Annotated in this window: 13 protein-coding genes; all 13 read right to left on the bottom strand. The window is 41.9% G+C overall.

Going from position 1 to position 16,183, the window contains the following annotated elements:
* A partial coding sequence (locus tag E4T71_RS01230; protein WP_194181236.1) for a transposase occupies positions 1-497 on the bottom strand: 497 nt, incomplete at its 3' end.
* A 1,117-nt stretch (positions 498-1,614) separates the two neighbouring features.
* Positions 1,615-1,842: a Blp family class II bacteriocin gene (locus tag E4T71_RS01225; protein WP_135035641.1), complete on the bottom strand. Its 228-nt coding sequence runs from the start codon at positions 1,840-1,842 to the stop codon at positions 1,615-1,617.
* 177 nt (positions 1,843-2,019) lie between these two features.
* A complete protein-coding gene (locus tag E4T71_RS01220; protein WP_135035638.1) occupies positions 2,020-2,244 on the bottom strand; it encodes a ComC/BlpC family peptide pheromone/bacteriocin in 225 nt (74 codons plus the stop codon).
* Between the two features lie 153 nt (positions 2,245-2,397).
* A complete protein-coding gene (locus tag E4T71_RS01215) occupies positions 2,398-3,237 on the bottom strand; it encodes an amino acid ABC transporter substrate-binding protein (RefSeq protein WP_135035635.1) in 840 nt (279 codons plus the stop codon).
* Between the two features lie 11 nt (positions 3,238-3,248).
* Complete coding sequence (locus tag E4T71_RS01210) at positions 3,249-3,878, bottom strand: amino acid ABC transporter ATP-binding protein (protein WP_135035632.1); 630 nt, start codon at positions 3,876-3,878, stop codon at positions 3,249-3,251.
* Positions 3,879-3,887: 9 nt separating this feature from the next.
* The gene (locus E4T71_RS01205; RefSeq protein WP_135035630.1) at positions 3,888-4,529 is read right to left on the bottom strand and encodes an amino acid ABC transporter permease; all 642 of its coding nucleotides are present in this window, start codon (positions 4,527-4,529) and stop codon (positions 3,888-3,890) included.
* A gap of 3 nt (positions 4,530-4,532) precedes the next feature.
* Positions 4,533-5,093: a signal peptidase I gene (gene lepB / locus E4T71_RS01200; protein ID WP_135035628.1), complete on the bottom strand. Its 561-nt coding sequence runs from the start codon at positions 5,091-5,093 to the stop codon at positions 4,533-4,535.
* A 148-nt stretch (positions 5,094-5,241) separates the two neighbouring features.
* Positions 5,242-7,725 carry a bifunctional 2',3'-cyclic-nucleotide 2'-phosphodiesterase/3'-nucleotidase gene (locus E4T71_RS01195; protein WP_135035625.1) on the bottom strand — a complete coding sequence of 828 codons (2,484 nt, stop codon included), beginning with the start codon at positions 7,723-7,725 and terminating at the stop codon, positions 5,242-5,244.
* A gap of 327 nt (positions 7,726-8,052) precedes the next feature.
* Positions 8,053-8,373, bottom strand: a complete 321-nt coding sequence (locus tag E4T71_RS01190; protein WP_135035622.1) for a putative heavy metal-binding protein — start codon at positions 8,371-8,373, stop codon at positions 8,053-8,055.
* Positions 8,374-8,666: 293 nt separating this feature from the next.
* Positions 8,667-10,169, bottom strand: a complete 1,503-nt coding sequence (gene pyk / locus E4T71_RS01185; protein WP_135035619.1) for a pyruvate kinase — start codon at positions 10,167-10,169, stop codon at positions 8,667-8,669.
* A gap of 39 nt (positions 10,170-10,208) precedes the next feature.
* Positions 10,209-11,231: a 6-phosphofructokinase gene (gene pfkA, locus E4T71_RS01180; RefSeq protein WP_135035616.1), complete on the bottom strand. Its 1,023-nt coding sequence runs from the start codon at positions 11,229-11,231 to the stop codon at positions 10,209-10,211.
* Positions 11,232-11,295: 64 nt separating this feature from the next.
* Positions 11,296-14,400, bottom strand: coding sequence for a DNA polymerase III subunit alpha (locus E4T71_RS01175; protein WP_135035613.1), 3,105 nt, complete (start codon positions 14,398-14,400; stop codon positions 11,296-11,298).
* Positions 14,401-14,507: 107 nt separating this feature from the next.
* The gene (dnaX, locus tag E4T71_RS01170; RefSeq protein ID WP_135035649.1) at positions 14,508-16,160 is read right to left on the bottom strand and encodes a DNA polymerase III subunit gamma/tau; all 1,653 of its coding nucleotides are present in this window, start codon (positions 16,158-16,160) and stop codon (positions 14,508-14,510) included.
* Positions 16,161-16,183: the final 23 nt, after the last annotated feature.

Here is a 16,183-nt window from a genome sequence, read left to right as displayed (position 1 = left end):
GCACGGTAATGAGCATTGTAAGCCGAGCCTTCTTGTTTTCCATAGGTTGTAAAATGAGTCGAATCAATATCAATGATAAGATTCCCCACTTGATGAAATTGTAAAAAGATTTGGAGAAGTTCAAAGTTAATCTGTCTTAAAGCTGCAATCGTTTCTTCAGTAGCACGAGAAAAGAAACGTGACAAGGTTGGTTGAGAGGCCAGCTGTCCAGGTTCTAGCAGCTGATAGAAATAAGCATCTTCTTTCAATTCTTGACAGGCATAGTCTGTATCATGACCAGCTAGGATTTGGAATAGGAGTTGGATAATAATGTTTGTATCTGAGTACCGAAGATATTGGCGTTGATCATTAGTAACTAAGTATTTAGAAATTAAATCTTTCAGATTCAGGAGGTCAAAAAGTACTTTAAAGAGAAGTAATCCTCCGTAATTCGTTAGATTTCCACCATCAAAAGAAAAAGTGTTGTTTTTAGAATTGTAATTTGTTAGACTGAACATATGGGTTTCCTTTCTATTTTGATTTGGTTTGCGCTTATATCATAAAGGGGAAATCCTTTTTTGTCCAGTCAAAAGTCTCACCTAATGGGTGAAAATCAAAAACTTCCAGAAACCATGATGTATCAGCGATTCTGGAAGTTTTTTAGTTATGTATGAATAATTTGGGTTTTACGTATTCCATCCACCAATAGCACCTCCTATGATAAAACATTTAAATTCTATTCCCTAGTTTTCCTTCAAACAAATTAATTTTACTCCAAAAATCTCGACCAACTTTAAGCAGATTTTAGCAATCACCATCTACCTAAAAATTTTTTTCTCTTAAAAGTGGAGCTCAGGGAAAAAATAGATCCGATTGTATAGACCATGATGAGTAGACTTAGATATATAAATCTAAGTTCGATAGACATCGTCTTCATTTGTATGATAAGGAGAAAAACAATTAAAACCGGAATAACAATAGTATATTTAATATAATTCATTAAATTCTGAAAAACCTGTCTTAAAGGAAGAACAACACTTGAAGTTCTACTTACCACAATCATAGCTAATAGTTGATATGAAAAATTAAGTAAAGCTAGAAGAACAATCTTAGTAAGTGAAAAACCAACCCAAATCCCCAGTAGATATAGTAAAAGCATGGAAATGCATTCGATGATTGAAAACCGAATAATATTTTTCATAATATTTCCTCTTAGTCTAATTCAATAACACATTAACTAGCCTCTAATCAATATACTATATATTGAAAGATTCTCAGATTTATTTTCGTTCTTAATGTAGTTGAATTAAGTCTAATTAATTTTTAGGAATCAAATGCCTATAGAATTAACGTCTGTTATCGTGAAATCGATCTTTTAAAAATTGATAGTTAGAACAGAGCGTTACATATACATACATAGTCAAATATAGGATAATAGTAAAAAGAGATATACTTCCAAAAATTTTAGCCAGAATTTCATTAACTGAAATCAATGCATTAGAAATACTTAGTACGAGAAGAGCTATCGGAACCACAAAATTCCCAGTTTCTAGGAATTTAGCAAGATAATCTGATACGATTTTAGAACTTTGTGTTAAAGGTTTAATTCTAAACATATTCAGTCAAACTACTCCACTAACGAGGCCAAATCAAATTTGACGCGGCACCACCTACTGCACAAACTGCATATCCCTGCCATGGAATATACAAACCAAATTGTGCGCACATAGCTATTCCATTTGCTGCTCCAGCAGCAGCACTTAAAAACATATCCCCTTCTCTTGCTCCTCCTCCTCGCACCTCCACTAAGTTTTTAGTATCCAATTTTTCATAATATGTAAGATTTAATTGTGAATTTATCATTTTGACTATCCTCTCTTTTCAATATATTTTTTAATAACAAAGCATATTATTTATACTCTATATAATTCAAAATTTAGTAATTGTTAAGCATCTTTGATAAACATTAGTTCACCACTCATCAACTTACCTCAGATTTCAAACTACTTTGAGCATTCTGGTTTTGAAACTAAATTGACATTAGTATGCTCTTGCAAACAGCCAACCAGCTGTACAATATTGAGCCCCAAGAATAGCACCTGCAGCAGTCCCTATTCCAGGAATAACACTCCCAGCCATAGCACCACTCAGTGTACAGATACCGACTGCTTGACCAAATTCACCAACTGTTACTCGAACCCCTCCAGTAATCAACTCAAGTTTTAAATCATGTTTTTTTTCAAAATGTTTTATTCCAACTTTCATAATAAAACTCCTTCCATTATTATCAGTTGCAACCGTTACATAAAGTATATAACAAATTTTCAGCGATTGATTCCTATTTCCCAAACGGTCATTGAAACGTCCTGAATGGTCAAAAAAGAGGGTTTTCACCCTCTCACTGTCATTCTTTATTGATTATTTCTTAGCGGCTTCTTTTAGCTGCTTGCTGGCAACGTCGTCTCCAAACCATTTATTAGATATTTCTTGGAATTGGCCGTTTTGATAGAGTTGGACCATTCCTTGGTTGAGGTGTTCTTGGAGGGTCTTATCGGTTTTGCGAACACCAACTGCGAAGGCTTCTTCTGGGAAGCCAACTGGGAAGACATTGTAGTCTTCGAGGACTCCTTTTTGGGTTAGGTAATAGTTGGCGTAGACACGGTCGATAAGGAGGCCGTCGATGCGGTCGTTCTCCAAGTCAATCAAGGCTTCGTTGAAGCTCTGATATTGGGTTGCAGCGTTGTTTTTGACATACTGCTTAAGCAGGTCTGGAAATTCCTCAAATTTGAGGTAACCAGAGGATCCTGCCTGAGCTCCGAGGACTTTGTCCTTCATGGCTGCAGTTGTCTGGATACCGGATGATTTTTTGGTAACCAAGACTTGTTCGTTGGCCATGTAAGGAAGGCTAAAGTTTACTTTTTCTGCTCGTTCTTCGGTTTGGGTATAGCCGTTCCAGATGAGGTCAATGGTACCATTGTTGAGTTCGGTTTCTTTCATGTCCCAGTCAATGGGTTGCCAATTGACTTTAAGGCCTTGGTTTTCAAATATACGGTTGGCCAGGTCAATGTCAAAACCGACATTGTCTCCATTTTTTTCTTGGAAGCCCATAGGTACGAAGGTGTTGTCAAAGCCGATGGTCAGCTCGCCTCGTTCTTGGTATGTTTCCCAAGCATCTATTGTGGGATCCGTCACCCGACTGCTACAGGCCGTCAAAACCAATAAGGGAAGTAAAATCAGAAATCCGATAATCCGTTTCATGTAGAGCCCTCCTATTGGGGAATGACTTCGAGAATTTCGTCAGCGATATTCTGAGCAAATTGCATATCGTGAGTAACGACAATCTGAGTCATCCCCATTTCTCGGTTTTGGATTAACAGTTTTTCGACTTCCAGACGGAGTCCTGGATCTAGGGCACTGGTTGGTTCATCGTAGCCAATAATTTCTGGTTCAATCATCATGGCACGCGCCAAGGCTACCCGTTGCTTTTGCCCGCCAGAGAGAGCGTGTGGATAGTGGTCTGCGTGTTCTTCCAAACCAAGTCGCTCCAGCAGTTGCCGAGCTTTTTGCTCGGCCTGAGCAGGATCCATATCCATCGTTTTAACTGGGGATAGGGTCAAGTTGGTGAGGACGGTCATGTGTGGGAAGAGTTGGAAGTCCTGGAATACAAAGCCCAAGAGGTTCATACTCGCCAGCTCACTGGCTGAGATTTCCTTCCCATTGTAGAGCACTTGTCCGCTATCAATGGTTTCTAGTCCTGCCAACATCCGCAAGAGGGTGGTTTTACCTCCTCCTGACTGACCCACGATAGCTAGGATTTTCTTCTCAGGTACATTCAAGTTAAAATCTTTGAGGATTTGCCGTTCCCCAAAGCGTTTATTAATATTTTTTAATTCTAGCATGCAACCTCCTTAGCGATCATAGGCATATTTTTGTTCAACTTTTCGAGAAACAAGGGTCACCACCCCAATCATAATAAGGTAAATAGCTCCAGCTACGAACATTGGGGCCAAGCTGGCATCGCGATTGGCTGCGGTACGACTGACCAAGATAAGGTCCGTAACGCCCAGGGCATATACCAAGGAGGTATCCTTGACCAAGGCCATAATTTCATTAAAGACACTTGGTAAAACAATCTTCGTAACTTGAGGAAGAATAATGTACTGAATCGTCTGGAAAGGGCTAAACTTAAGTACCTTAGCTGCCTCATATTGACCTTGAGGAATGGAATCAATTCCACCTCGGAAAATCTCCGCAAAGTAGGCTGCATAATTTAGCGTAAAGGCAATAATCGCAGCCGGCATCCGATCAATCCGAATGCCAATACTTGGCAAAATATAATAGATAAAAATCAACTGCAGTAACAACGGGGTTCCGCGCATCACCCAAATATAAATCGATAGTAACCAACGCAACGGCTTCGAATCAATTTGCATAATAAAGGCTACTAAAATTCCTAAGGGAATGGACAAAATCAAGACTAAACTAAAAACTTGCAGGGTGACAGTTGCACCCTGCAACAAACTAGGTAAAATTTCTAAAACGTATGCCATTTATTACTCCACATCTATAAAACCGAAACGCCCCAAGGGTGTCAAACGAAAGCTAATCACGCCTTTAATTTGCTCTTTTTGAATCAGGCCAAACTCACGACTGTCATCATGGTTGAGGCGGTTATCATTTAAAATTAAAAACTCCTCTTGCCCAATAACATCTTGATTGGACTGAGTCAAAGATTCAATGGTGAAATCTTCTGTAAAGAGATTCCCAGTGTTACTGGCTTTTCCTTGATAGGTGTTTTTCATACTACGAATATAGGGTTCATCCTTGACCTGATGGTTAATATAGAGGACATCATCCATATAGACTGCTCTTTCACCATCTTGAGCGATGACACGTCCGACATATTCTTTCTGATCGACTTCGTATAAAACAATACTTTCATTGGGGATTTCATTTTGGTTAAAAGCCAACACATAATCAACTGCTTCCAAGCCCTTTTGGACATCTTTTTCAGTCACATGATGGGGAGTAAACCAAAATAGACGAAGGAGTACAAAAATCATTGCCAATAAAAAAACAATGAAAATATTTCGAAATAAATCTCTTCTGACCATACTTCCTCCTTTATATTCCCGCCTATTATATCATGAAAAACGCTAGAAAAAAAGGAGGTTCTTTCAGAAACCTCCTCTTTTTTCAGAAAATATGGAGCCAGTTATTCGGGATTAGCGAACTTTTATCCCTTATTAGCTCGTATTTTCCTTATTTTTGTTTGCGTTTCCCTAATCCTACTGGCAACAAGGTAAGGAGAGCAAGTCCTAGGCTCATCCAAAGGGAGTCTTTTGTTCCAGTATTTGGCAATGTACCTTCAGAAGAGTTGGAGCGAGTTCCAAGCAAGCGTGGAGCTGGATCCTGAACAAGCCGATTTGAAGGGGTTCCAAGAACTTGAGGCTCTTGGACTTCCTGAACCTTATTCGGTTTCATTGGAGTTAGTGGTTGAACAGGTTTTTCAGACTGATTAGGGCTAACAGTTCCAGTTGGTTGACTAGGAAGATCTGGATTTGTTGGTTGCTCCGGTTGAACAGGCTCCTCTGGAGCTACAACTGGGGCATAGTGATAACGGAATTCACCAAAACCATCTACTGTATCTGAAATCCCAACAAAAGAAATGGCCGGATTAGCAGTCAAATGCTCTTGAGCCTTCAAAGAAGTCAAGAAACGAAGATCCAAGTCTTTAATCGTATCCGCAAAGGTCCAGTTATGATTTGGACGAGCATCAATGGTTTTTTCCGCTACAATGTAATTAATCAAAGCTTGACGGTTTTGCAAGTTCAATAAGCGGCTTTCTTGGGCATCCTTAACTCCTGGGAAGGGACCACTTGCTCGATAGTTATTGGTAACAACCATAAAGACCTGGTCATCCGTTACTTCTTTTCCTTGGTAGCGAAGGTTCCGAACCCGGCTAGCAGTTGGATTTACTAATTCTGCACCGACAGAATATTTATTCGGTTGGGTAATATCCAACTCATAAGTAACACCCTCAATCACATCGAAGTTATAGGTTCTAAAGGAGGTATTAATAATATTTTGCGGTTCTTTCTTAGCAGGATCAATTTGATTAAATTGCCCAGCGGACATTTCCAACCACTCTTTCAGTTGCGCACCGTTAATTTTAAGCAAGGCCACAACATTATCATAGACATATAGATCCGCTACATTTTTAATCGCTAAAGGCCCTGCCTTAATATCGGTATAGGAGTTAGGATCATTGCGTGCTCCAGCCTTGAAAGGTGCTGCTGCAGAAAGCAAGGGAAGGTTAGCCTCTTCTGTTCCCGCAAGAACTTGTTTGGCATACCAGAGTTGCGCCTGATTCACAATTTGAACCGATGGATCATCTTGAACAAGAGAGAAATAAGAATGAATTGGACTTGGAGTCTGTCCAACTTCTTGACGAACATAACGAATCGTAGCTTCGTGTACGTCTTTAGCTAAATTCAAAACTCGTTCATCTGCCTTGCTAGATTTGGTATCAATTTTCCGAAGTACCGAACCTGATTCTTCAACTTGCCAAGCACCATTGGTATAGTGAAGTTTCAAATCCATAATTCCCAAGTGATCCCCGTACTTACCCGCCATGGTTACTGGAATCCCATTAATTTTACCATTGGTATCATCCACACCTTTGATTTTTGAATAGAATCCTGTTCCAGTTCCTGATGGGAAATTCGCATGGGAATGACCGGTCGCAACGGCATCAACTCCTGGAATACCGGCAAGCTGGTATCCTATGTTTTCTTCACCAACTAGATATGTATCGTCCCCAATACCGGAGTGAGACAATACCACAACGACATCTGCTCCAGCCTTCCGCATTTCTGGAACCAAATCAGTTACGGCCTGAACTGCATCCAAAGCAATCACTTTTCCTTCTAGGTGACCACGATCCCAGTTCATAATCTGAGGAGGTACAATCCCTGTGAGACCCACATGAACTGTCACCAATTGACCTTCAGAATCTTTAAAAGTCTTAGGAACAATGACATAAGGGGTGAAGAGGTGATCCTTTGTCTGAGCATCCAAAACATTGGCATTCAACAGTGGAACTTTTGAAGAAGCTACAATCCGACGTAAGTAGTCTAGACCATAGTTAAATTCATGATTCCCCAAAGCGGCTCCATCATAGTTCAATTCTTTAAAAGCCGCAAACATAGGATGTTCTTCCCCTTCTTTAACGGGATCAACAATAGCCTTATAAGTTCCGAGCGGTGTTCCTTGAATGGTATCCCCACTATCAACGATGACAACGTTAGAATTTTCCGCGATTGCTTCTTCCATCAAGACCGCTGTTTTTGCCAAGCCAAGAGTCTCAACTTGCATATCTTGATAATAATCGTAGTTAACCAAATTCGTATGGAGGTCAGTGGTAGCTAGAATCCGCATATCCACGCGTTGACCTTCTACAGGTGGTTTCACAGGTTCTTCCTTTATAGGATTGGATAAGACTGTTACTTCTGGCATGCTTTCTTCTACCAGAAATTCCCCACTATTCTTACCTTCAACCGATTCTGCACCAGCTTGAGCAACCGATTCTGAACTCACTAAAGGCTCTGACTGAGATACTACAGGAACTGTAACTTCTTGCCCTTGAGTCGGCGTCACCTGATCTGCCTTAACCTCTTCCGCTGCTGCAACAGCTGCTGCCAAACTCAAAACTAGAGCAGACTTTTTCAAATATGAATGAACCATGATAACCTCCTAAAACTGTTCGATTCTTGAACATTATAAACAATTTATACAAGAAATTCAAGAAAGTTTCCGCTTTCTTCCGAACGTTTATCTCATAATATGAAAAAAAGTTTCTTGTTTAAAGATAGGTAAAATCCCTAATCGCAACAAGTAACACGTCCACTCTCTGCAAACTATGAACAAGCCTTAGAGGAAACAATCCGCTCCTAGATCACAGAGAGTTCCCCACAGACTGTCAATCCTAACTAGCACAAAACTCCTCCTTTAGTTTCCCATGACCTCCTTACCAGTCACCGTCCACTAAAGGAGGAGCCTATTATCCTTCTATTACTGAATCACGACGGCTGTTCCAGAGCAAGTCACCATCATCATACCATTATCAGCACCCAAGATTTCATAATCCATCTTCATTCCGACAATAGCATTGGCACCAAGTTTGGCTGCCCGTTCTTTCATCTCTTCAATCGCTTCTTCCCGTGCAACTTTAAGTTCATCTTCATAGCCCTTGGAGCGACCACCGAAGACATTCCGTAAGCCCACACCGATATCTTTAAACATATTGACACCGGTAATCACTTCACCAAAAACAATCCCCTTGTATTCCTGCACAGTCTTCCCCTCGACAGCATGAGTTGTTGTAACGATCATAGCATTCTCCTTTTTTAACCAATTTCTCCTTTAGGAGGAGTCTCCATTATAGTTTACCAAAAACGATAGGAAAAAGTCCTCTCCCAACTAAGGGAAAACTTCAAATAGAGGAAGAGACAGTCCCAAAGTCCGTACTCCTTATTTTTCTCGCTATAAAATAGGAAGAAAAGCAAAAAAGTTGTGTGGAATTTTCCACACAACTTACTAGCGAACCCTTATTTGCCCCTTTAGCAGAACAAAACCCCTTTAGGACTAGCTATAAAGCCTATTCCTAAAGGGTTTTTGACTATAAATTAACGTACAGTGCGGATACGCATAGTGTTCGTTCCACCTGTTCCTACTGGAACACCTGCAACGATAATGATATTGTCACCTGATTCAACAAGACCTGATGAAAGAGCAACTGATTCTGCAACTTCAAACATATCGTCTGTAGATCCAGGTTTGTCAGTTACGACTGGGATAACACCCCAGTTCAAAGTCAAGGAACGTTGTGTCAACTCATCAAAAGTTACAGCCAAGATATCTGCATCTGGACGGTATTTAGAAATCAAACGAGCTGTGTTTCCTGATTCAGTAAGAGCAACAATCAATTTAATATCCATTGAGTTAGTTGCATCTTTAACAGCAGAAGCAACAACTTCTGTTTTAGAAGTACGGCTGAAGTTAGCTGTTGATAAACGACCATACTCATTCAAAAGAGTTTGTGCATTCTTATCAATTGTAGCCATCGCAGTCACAGACTCAAGTGGGTATTTACCGTTAGCAGACTCACCAGAAAGCATTGTTGCGTCTGTTCCATCGATAACCGCGTTAAAGACGTCAGATACTTCTGAACGAGTCGCACGTGGTTTTTCAGTCATAGTTTCCAACATGTTTGTCGCAGTAATAACCACTTTACCAGCAGCATTTACTTTCGTGATAATCATTTTTTGGTAAACTGGAACCATTTCGAATGGTACTTCAATCCCCATATCACCACGAGCAATCATGATACCATCTGCTGCTTCGATAATTTCATCAAGATTATCAATACCTTGTTGGTTTTCAATTTTAGCAAACAACTTCACATGGCTATTTCCTGTTTCTTCACAGATTGTGCGAACTTCGTTCACGTCTTTAGCTGTACGAACAAAAGAAATAGCGATGAAGTTAATTCCTTGTTCAAGACCAAAACGAATATCTGCGTTATCACGATCTGCTAAAGCAGGGAAAGGAATTTTCGTGTTAGGGATGTTGACACCTTTTTGTTTAGCGATGATGCCATCGTTTTCAACTTCAACTTCGAATTCACGAGTTGCATCATCTTTTCCAACAACGCGAAGACCCAATTTACCATCATCAACCAAGACTTGGCGTCCAACTTCAACGTCATCGTAGATATCCAAACCACCAGCAACGTTCAAAGCGATCACATCACGAGTAGATTGGATTCCTTGTTTTGTTGCAACACGGATTTTTTCACCTGTTACGTATGAATATTCTTTTGCATCGCCTTCGAACAATTCCGTACGGATTTCAGGACCTTTTGTATCTAAAAGGAAACCAACACGTTGGCCAGCGATTTCTTCGGCACGTTTAACAGTTGCCATACGCTCACCTTGCTCTTGGTGGTCACCGTGTGAGAAGTTGAAACGGAATGTATTCGCTCCAGCTTCAATCAACTTCGCAATATTTTGTGCAGAGGCTTCAACATCAAGTTTTTCAGCCCAGTAGCCATCTTCACCAAAATGTTTCCCACCACGGATCTCAACCGCTGGTCCCAAGGTTGCAACAATTTTAACACGTTTGTTCATTTTGTTTGTGAACTCCTTTTTATTTTATAAAGCTATAGCTTAGAAAGTCGCCAAATGACGGTTCAAGTCTGCCAACTCAAGGTCAGCTTTGTGTGGATTGTTAACAATGATTTTACCATCTGCAGCAAGACTGAAGAGAGCACCTTCTTCTGCAGTTCCAAGAATTGGACTTTCAACCATTTGTTCGTTGCGGATACCAACTGCAAGTCCACCACGACCTTCTTTAAGAAGCTTAACCGCATGTGCTCCCATACGAGAAGCTAAGACACGGTCACGCGCAGTTGGAGCACCACCACGTTGGATATGTCCCAATTCCGTCACACGAAGATCACGTAGATCTTTCTCATCAGCTGATTCACGTAATTTTACGCCAAATTCATCAGCTGACATTACGCCTTCCGCAAGAATGATGATGTTGTGTTTCTTACCACTTTCATAGCTTTCTTTAATTGTGGCAGCAATCGCATCCATATCAAATTTTTCTTCTGGAACAATAATGCTATCTGCACCAGAGGCAATCCCAGCCCAAAGTGCAATATCTCCTGCATTGCGCCCCATTACCTCAATAACAAAGGTACGACGGTGACTTGCTGAAGTATCCCGGATCTTATCGATAGCGTCCATAGCTGTTGTCACAGCTGTATCAAAGCCAATTGTAAAATCAGTTCCTACGATATCGTTGTCAATCGTTCCAGGGACACCAACAGCTGGGAAACCGTGCTCTGTAAGACGCATCGCGCCATGATAAGAACCGTCACCACCGATTACGACAACTCCTTCAATTCCATGAGCTTTCAATTGCTCAATTCCTTTAAGCTGCCCTTCCAGTTGAGCAAATTCTGGGTAACGAGCTGATCCTAGGAAGGTACCACCACGACCAACAATGTTTCCTACAGAAGCTGCGTCCAATTCGATAAATTTACCAGCAACCATTCCAGCATAACCTTCTTGGATCCCGTAAACTTCCATTCCTTCAGAGATTGCTTGACGAACAACTGCACGAATAGCAGCATTCATTCCAGGGGCGTCACCACCACTGGTCAAAACAGCAATACGTTTCATTCTGCTTGAGCTCCTTCTCTTATATTACATTCCTAAGCATTATAGCATAGGGGATTTTAAAATTCTAGCGTTTTTCAAGAAAAACCGTTTTCAGAGCATAGGGCCCCAGAGCATTCACCAGTTGTTCAGATTTGGAAACGCCTCCTTCTAATTGTAAGGTTTCCTTTCCTTCTTGATAGCGTAAAATAACTGGAACAGGTCCGGGATGTGCCTTTAAAATCCGCGCAACTTCTTGATCTAACTGATGATTTTGAAGCAAAATCCAACATTGCTCCTTTGTCAACAGTTCCGCATGATTTAACAGAATCTGCTTCCGTCCATCCTTGTCCTGAACTTTCCCGCGAATCCTCAATAAATGGCCTTCTTGTAAAAAATCCTTAAATTTTCGGAAAGTTTCTGGAAACACAATCACTTCTATTTTATGACGAGTATCTGTGACTTGAATAAAGGACATTTGCTCGCCCTTCTTAGTGCGAATGACCCTCATATTCAGAAGCTCAACTAAGAGTTCCACATTACGCCCCACTTGCAAATCAGCAATGCGACCAACCCTGTCCCCCGCATCCTGAAGATAATCCTTTAAGGGATGAGGGCTCAGACCTACACCTAGAAGTTCTACTTCCATTCGGTATTTTTCCAAAGAAGAAAAATCAGCCACTTCTTCCCAAGAATAACTAGAATCCGCAAAAAGGCTCCCCAACTCTTGATAGAAGAAAAGAAGACGATCTAGATTGGTTAACAACGTAGCCCTGTTAGGAGCCATCTGATCGAAGAGTCCAATCTGGATGAGAGGTTTAAGAAATTCAACTTTCTGATAATTCGAAGGTAGACGAAGAAAAAAATCCTCCAAATCTGCAAAAGGCTGCTGCTCCAAAATCCAATTCTGAAAATCTCTGGGAAGTCCCTTGATACGATTCAAGCCCAAATAAATAGCACCATTCTGGAACCGATCTTTACGTGAGACACTATTAATGGTTAAAGACTGCATCTGGAAACCTGCATCTAGAGCATCCTCTAGGTATGCTTGATTTCCAGAACTTAACAGAACTTGAAAAAATATGTGGGGATAGTGCGTTTTAAAATAAGCCAACTGAAAAGCCAAGGCAGAATAAGCATAGGCATGACTCCGGTTAAAACCATAACCTGCAAACTTCTCCATGATCGCAAAAAGAGCTTTCGCTCGCTCCTGGTCATAGCCTTGCTGCAAAGCTCCTTCAACAAAGTCTGCTTCCATAGCATGCATCTCTTCTGGTCTCTTTTTACCCATAGCCCGCCGTAACAAATCGGCTTTTCCTAAACTGAATCCAGCAAAGCGTTGAGCCACCTGCATAACCTGCTCTTGGTACAGCATAATACCATAAGTGGGAGCCAAGATATCCGCCACCGCTGGATCCACTGAAGCCACTGCCTCCCGACCGTGTTTTCTCGCAACAAAATTATCAATATAATCACTAGCTCCCGGCCGGTTCAAACTGGTGGTTGCCACCACCTCTTCAAAAGATTGAGGCTGGACCCGACGTAGAAGATGAATAGCTCCTGGTTGTTCAAATTGAAAAATTCCCTTGGTTCTACCTGCCGCAAATAACGCCAGAGTGTCGGGATCTTCTAGCGGAATTCGAGCTGGCTCTAAGACAACCCCCTCTTCCTTGAGAAGTAAGTCCCGCATCCGCTCCACATAGGTGAGGTTCCGCAAGCCCAAGAAATCCATCTTAAGCAAGCCATTATCTTCAATCGCTGCGGCGTCATACTGAGTAATATAGATATCCTCCGCGTATTTCAAAGGAATAAAGTCTGTCAAATCCGCATCACTCATCACCACACCAGCCGCATGAACTGAGGTCTGCCGGGGTAGACCCTCCAAGCGCATAGCTAGTTGCAAAGCCCGTCCCAACTCTGGTCGTTCCTGAAATTGTCTGCGAAAAGACAAGCTCCGTTCTGCGACTTGACGCAAGTGCTCCCCAAAGCGAATCTGCTTGGTTAGACCGGAAATTTCAAACTCCGGTAAACCAATCCGTTTCAAAACATCACGCAAGGCCTGCTTGGCACCAAAGGTAGAAAAGGTCACAATCTGCGCAGCATGCATACTTCCATAACGATCGCGAACATAGCGGAGGAAATCTGGGCGATGGATATCTGGAATATCAATATCAATATCTGGCATGCTAAAACGTTCTCGATTCAAAAAGCGTTCAAAAATCAAGTTCTTAGCAACAGGATCAATCCCTGTAATATCCAAGGCATAGGCAACCAAACTTCCAACGGCTGAACCACGTCCCATCCCCATGTAATAGCCTTGTCGTCTGCCAAAAGCTAACAAATCCCAGACAATCAAGAAATAATCATCAAAGCCCATCTCATGGATAACGGTGAGTTCCTCATCCAAACGTTGCAGGTATTCTATCCCTAGCAACCCCTTGGCCTCTAAACCCGCTCTAGCCCGTTCTCGTAATTCCTCCACAGCCGGTCTTTGGGGATTAAATCGTGGTAGTTTGAGACTCCGATCCAAATCATAATGGATACCATCCACCAATTTTTCTAAATTCTCCCATGCACCTGGAAAACGAGTTTGATAAGCTTCTTTCACTTCCTGGGCAGGGAGCAAGCCTTGTCCTCGGTAACGAACAGGAGTTTCAATCAACGATTGATTGGCTTTGATAGCCTCCATAACCTGTAAAACTTCCAAATCCTGAGACTCCAAATAACGAATCGTAGGAAAAGGAAGCAAGGGAAGGTCACTTTCAGGACGAGGACTCTCCAAGCCTAGACCTAGAAAATAAGGAATATCTAAGTCTAACTCTTCCTGTCCTGGCTGATAGGGACGAATAACAGCCAGATCCTCGGTGTATTCCAACAATTCTTCCCAAGCTACTTTCCCTAAATTCCGTTGAGTGGCCAGTTTTAACAGGTTTTGATAACCTTTTGTGGACCGAGCCAATAGTTGTAACTCAATCATTTGCTCGCCGACACGTGTAGTCAAACTCATCCCCAGTAAGGCTTGGATACCCGCTTTTTCAGCTATTTCTAAAAAGGCATAAGCCCCATAAAGATTATCCTGATCCATCAAACCAAGACTTTGGTAGCCCAAATCCCTAGCTCTCTGAACGTAGGAGTTCAGGGTTAGATTACTTTCTAAAAAACTATAAACCGATCGTGTATTTAACTGAATCATACACTCCTCCATGGATACTCTTCAAAAATCAATCCCTAGCCTAGTGGCTTGAAATTTTGCTATATAGTACTCGGATAGGCTGGAACATCGTTCCAGCCTATCTTGACTTAATCATCTTTAATAACAACCTGCGAAGCCAGAAAAGCGAATTGTTCTGGAATCAAGGATTCTTCTTTGGCTTCTTGCTTTTGTTGCCGGTTCTTCGCTGCAAAATCCTGCCGGAGTTGTTGCCAATCTTCCATTGAAATCGCTAGAATCTCTGGAGAAAAACCAGCGGCCTGACTGAGGATATTCCCAAAAGTCACATTAAGATTGTCCCTTTTCATGGTCTGTTCAGCGTTGAAGGCAGATTCAAAAGCCAGAATGGCGTGGTGTTCATTGGCCGCAACAGGTTGCGAACCTTCCAACAACGCCTTATCTGCTCCTGCTAAACTGTTAATAATCTCTCCCCAAGCTTCTTGCAATTTCGTTAGATTAGCACGGGCCAAGACTGGATTCTCAACAGCTTCTTCTAAGATTTTCGTGAAACGGCTCTTGTCAATTTTAACTTTCGTTTCTGAACGTGTTGCGACTTGAGGAGTTCTTACGGGTTGAGCTTGACTAATCCCAGTCCTTTTGAGCTGGGCTACTTCTTCTCTTAGGGCTACAAGCTCTGCTTGGAGCCGAGCCATTTGGGAATCGGCTCCTTCTTCCTTAGGAGCGTCTTCCAATAATTGGACCGTAATCATTTCTAGGGCTAGACGGGCTTGGCTCAGTTGACGCAGGGTCTGGTTAGCTTGAATTAAGATTCCCAGCATATCTAAGAGACGAGCACGATCGAGCTCTTGATTTTCTTGAAACAGACTAGAACGGTCTGTAAAAGTCAACCCTGCTTGACTCAAGAGCAAATCACGAAAATAGGCTAATAGATCATCGAGGAATCGAGCGGGCTGTTTCCCACTATCAAGAATGGTGTTCAAATAATCCATAGCATTTTCCAAATGCCGGCTGCGGAGAGCTGCTACATAGGAATCTAAAGCTAAAAGACTAACAGAACCTGTAATTTCCTCAACAACATCCAAGGTTAAGGTCGAATCATCCAAAAGACTGAGAGCCTGATCTAATAAGGACAGAGCATCCCGCATCCCGCCTTCAGCTCGACGAGCAATCAGGCTCAACGAACCTTGTTCCACCGTTATACCCTCTTGCCCTAGAATCCATTCCAAATGGGCTACGATATCCGGCTCTTTGATAGACTTAAATTCAAAACGCTGAACCCGAGAAAGGATTGTCGCTGGAATCTTATGCAGTTCTGTCGTTGCAAGAATAAAGACCAAGCCTGGACTCGGTTCTTCCAAGGTCTTGAGGAGCGCATTAAAGGCACCCGTCGAGAGCATGTGAACCTCATCAATAATGTAGACTTTGTACTGGGCCAAACTAGCCGCATAGGTAGATTTATCCCGAATATCACGGATTTCATCCACCCCGTTATTACTAGCCGCATCAATTTCAATAACATCTTCCAAACTCCCTAAGGTGATGGCTTGACAGATGTCACACTGATTGCACGGTTCCCCATCTACCTGATTAGGACAGTTCATAGCCTTGGCAAAGATCTTAGCAGCAGAGGTTTTACCAGTTCCCCTTGGACCTGAAAATAGATACGCATGACTGATCTTTCCCGTGGCGACAGCTTGGCGTAAACTTTGGGAGACGACTGGTTGCCCCACCATTTCTTCAAATGTTTGACTTCGGTACTTACGATAGAGGGCTTGGTACACCGGCTTTTTCCTTTCCATGTTTC

Source organism: Streptococcus sp. WM07 (assembly GCF_004570525.1).
Classification (GTDB): Bacteria; Bacillota; Bacilli; order Lactobacillales; family Streptococcaceae; genus Streptococcus.
This window is presented reverse-complemented; position numbering and strand designations above follow the sequence as displayed.

What these genes read in the sequence shown, in the direction of transcription:
- pyk (WP_135035619.1), bottom strand. Translation starts at nt 10,169, where the DNA reads ATGAACAAACGTGTTAAAATTGTTGCAACCTTGGGACCAGCGGTTGAG.
- pfkA (WP_135035616.1), bottom strand. Translation starts at nt 11,231, where the DNA reads ATGAAACGTATTGCTGTTTTGACCAGTGGTGGTGACGCCCCTGGAATG.
- E4T71_RS01215 (WP_135035635.1), bottom strand. Translation starts at nt 3,237, where the DNA reads ATGAAACGGATTATCGGATTTCTGATTTTACTTCCCTTATTGGTTTTG.
- E4T71_RS01175 (WP_135035613.1), bottom strand. Translation starts at nt 14,400, where the DNA reads ATGATTCAGTTAAATACACGATCGGTTTATAGTTTTTTAGAAAGTAAT.
- lepB (WP_135035628.1), bottom strand. Translation starts at nt 5,093, where the DNA reads ATGGTCAGAAGAGATTTATTTCGAAATATTTTCATTGTTTTTTTATTG.
- E4T71_RS01210 (WP_135035632.1), bottom strand. Translation starts at nt 3,878, where the DNA reads ATGCTAGAATTAAAAAATATTAATAAACGCTTTGGGGAACGGCAAATC.
- E4T71_RS01220 (WP_135035638.1), bottom strand. Translation starts at nt 2,244, where the DNA reads ATGAAAGTTGGAATAAAACATTTTGAAAAAAAACATGATTTAAAACTT.
- E4T71_RS01195 (WP_135035625.1), bottom strand. Translation starts at nt 7,725, where the DNA reads ATGGTTCATTCATATTTGAAAAAGTCTGCTCTAGTTTTGAGTTTGGCA.
- E4T71_RS01225 (WP_135035641.1), bottom strand. Translation starts at nt 1,842, where the DNA reads ATGATAAATTCACAATTAAATCTTACATATTATGAAAAATTGGATACT.
- E4T71_RS01205 (WP_135035630.1), bottom strand. Translation starts at nt 4,529, where the DNA reads ATGGCATACGTTTTAGAAATTTTACCTAGTTTGTTGCAGGGTGCAACT.
- E4T71_RS01190 (WP_135035622.1), bottom strand. Translation starts at nt 8,373, where the DNA reads ATGATCGTTACAACAACTCATGCTGTCGAGGGGAAGACTGTGCAGGAA.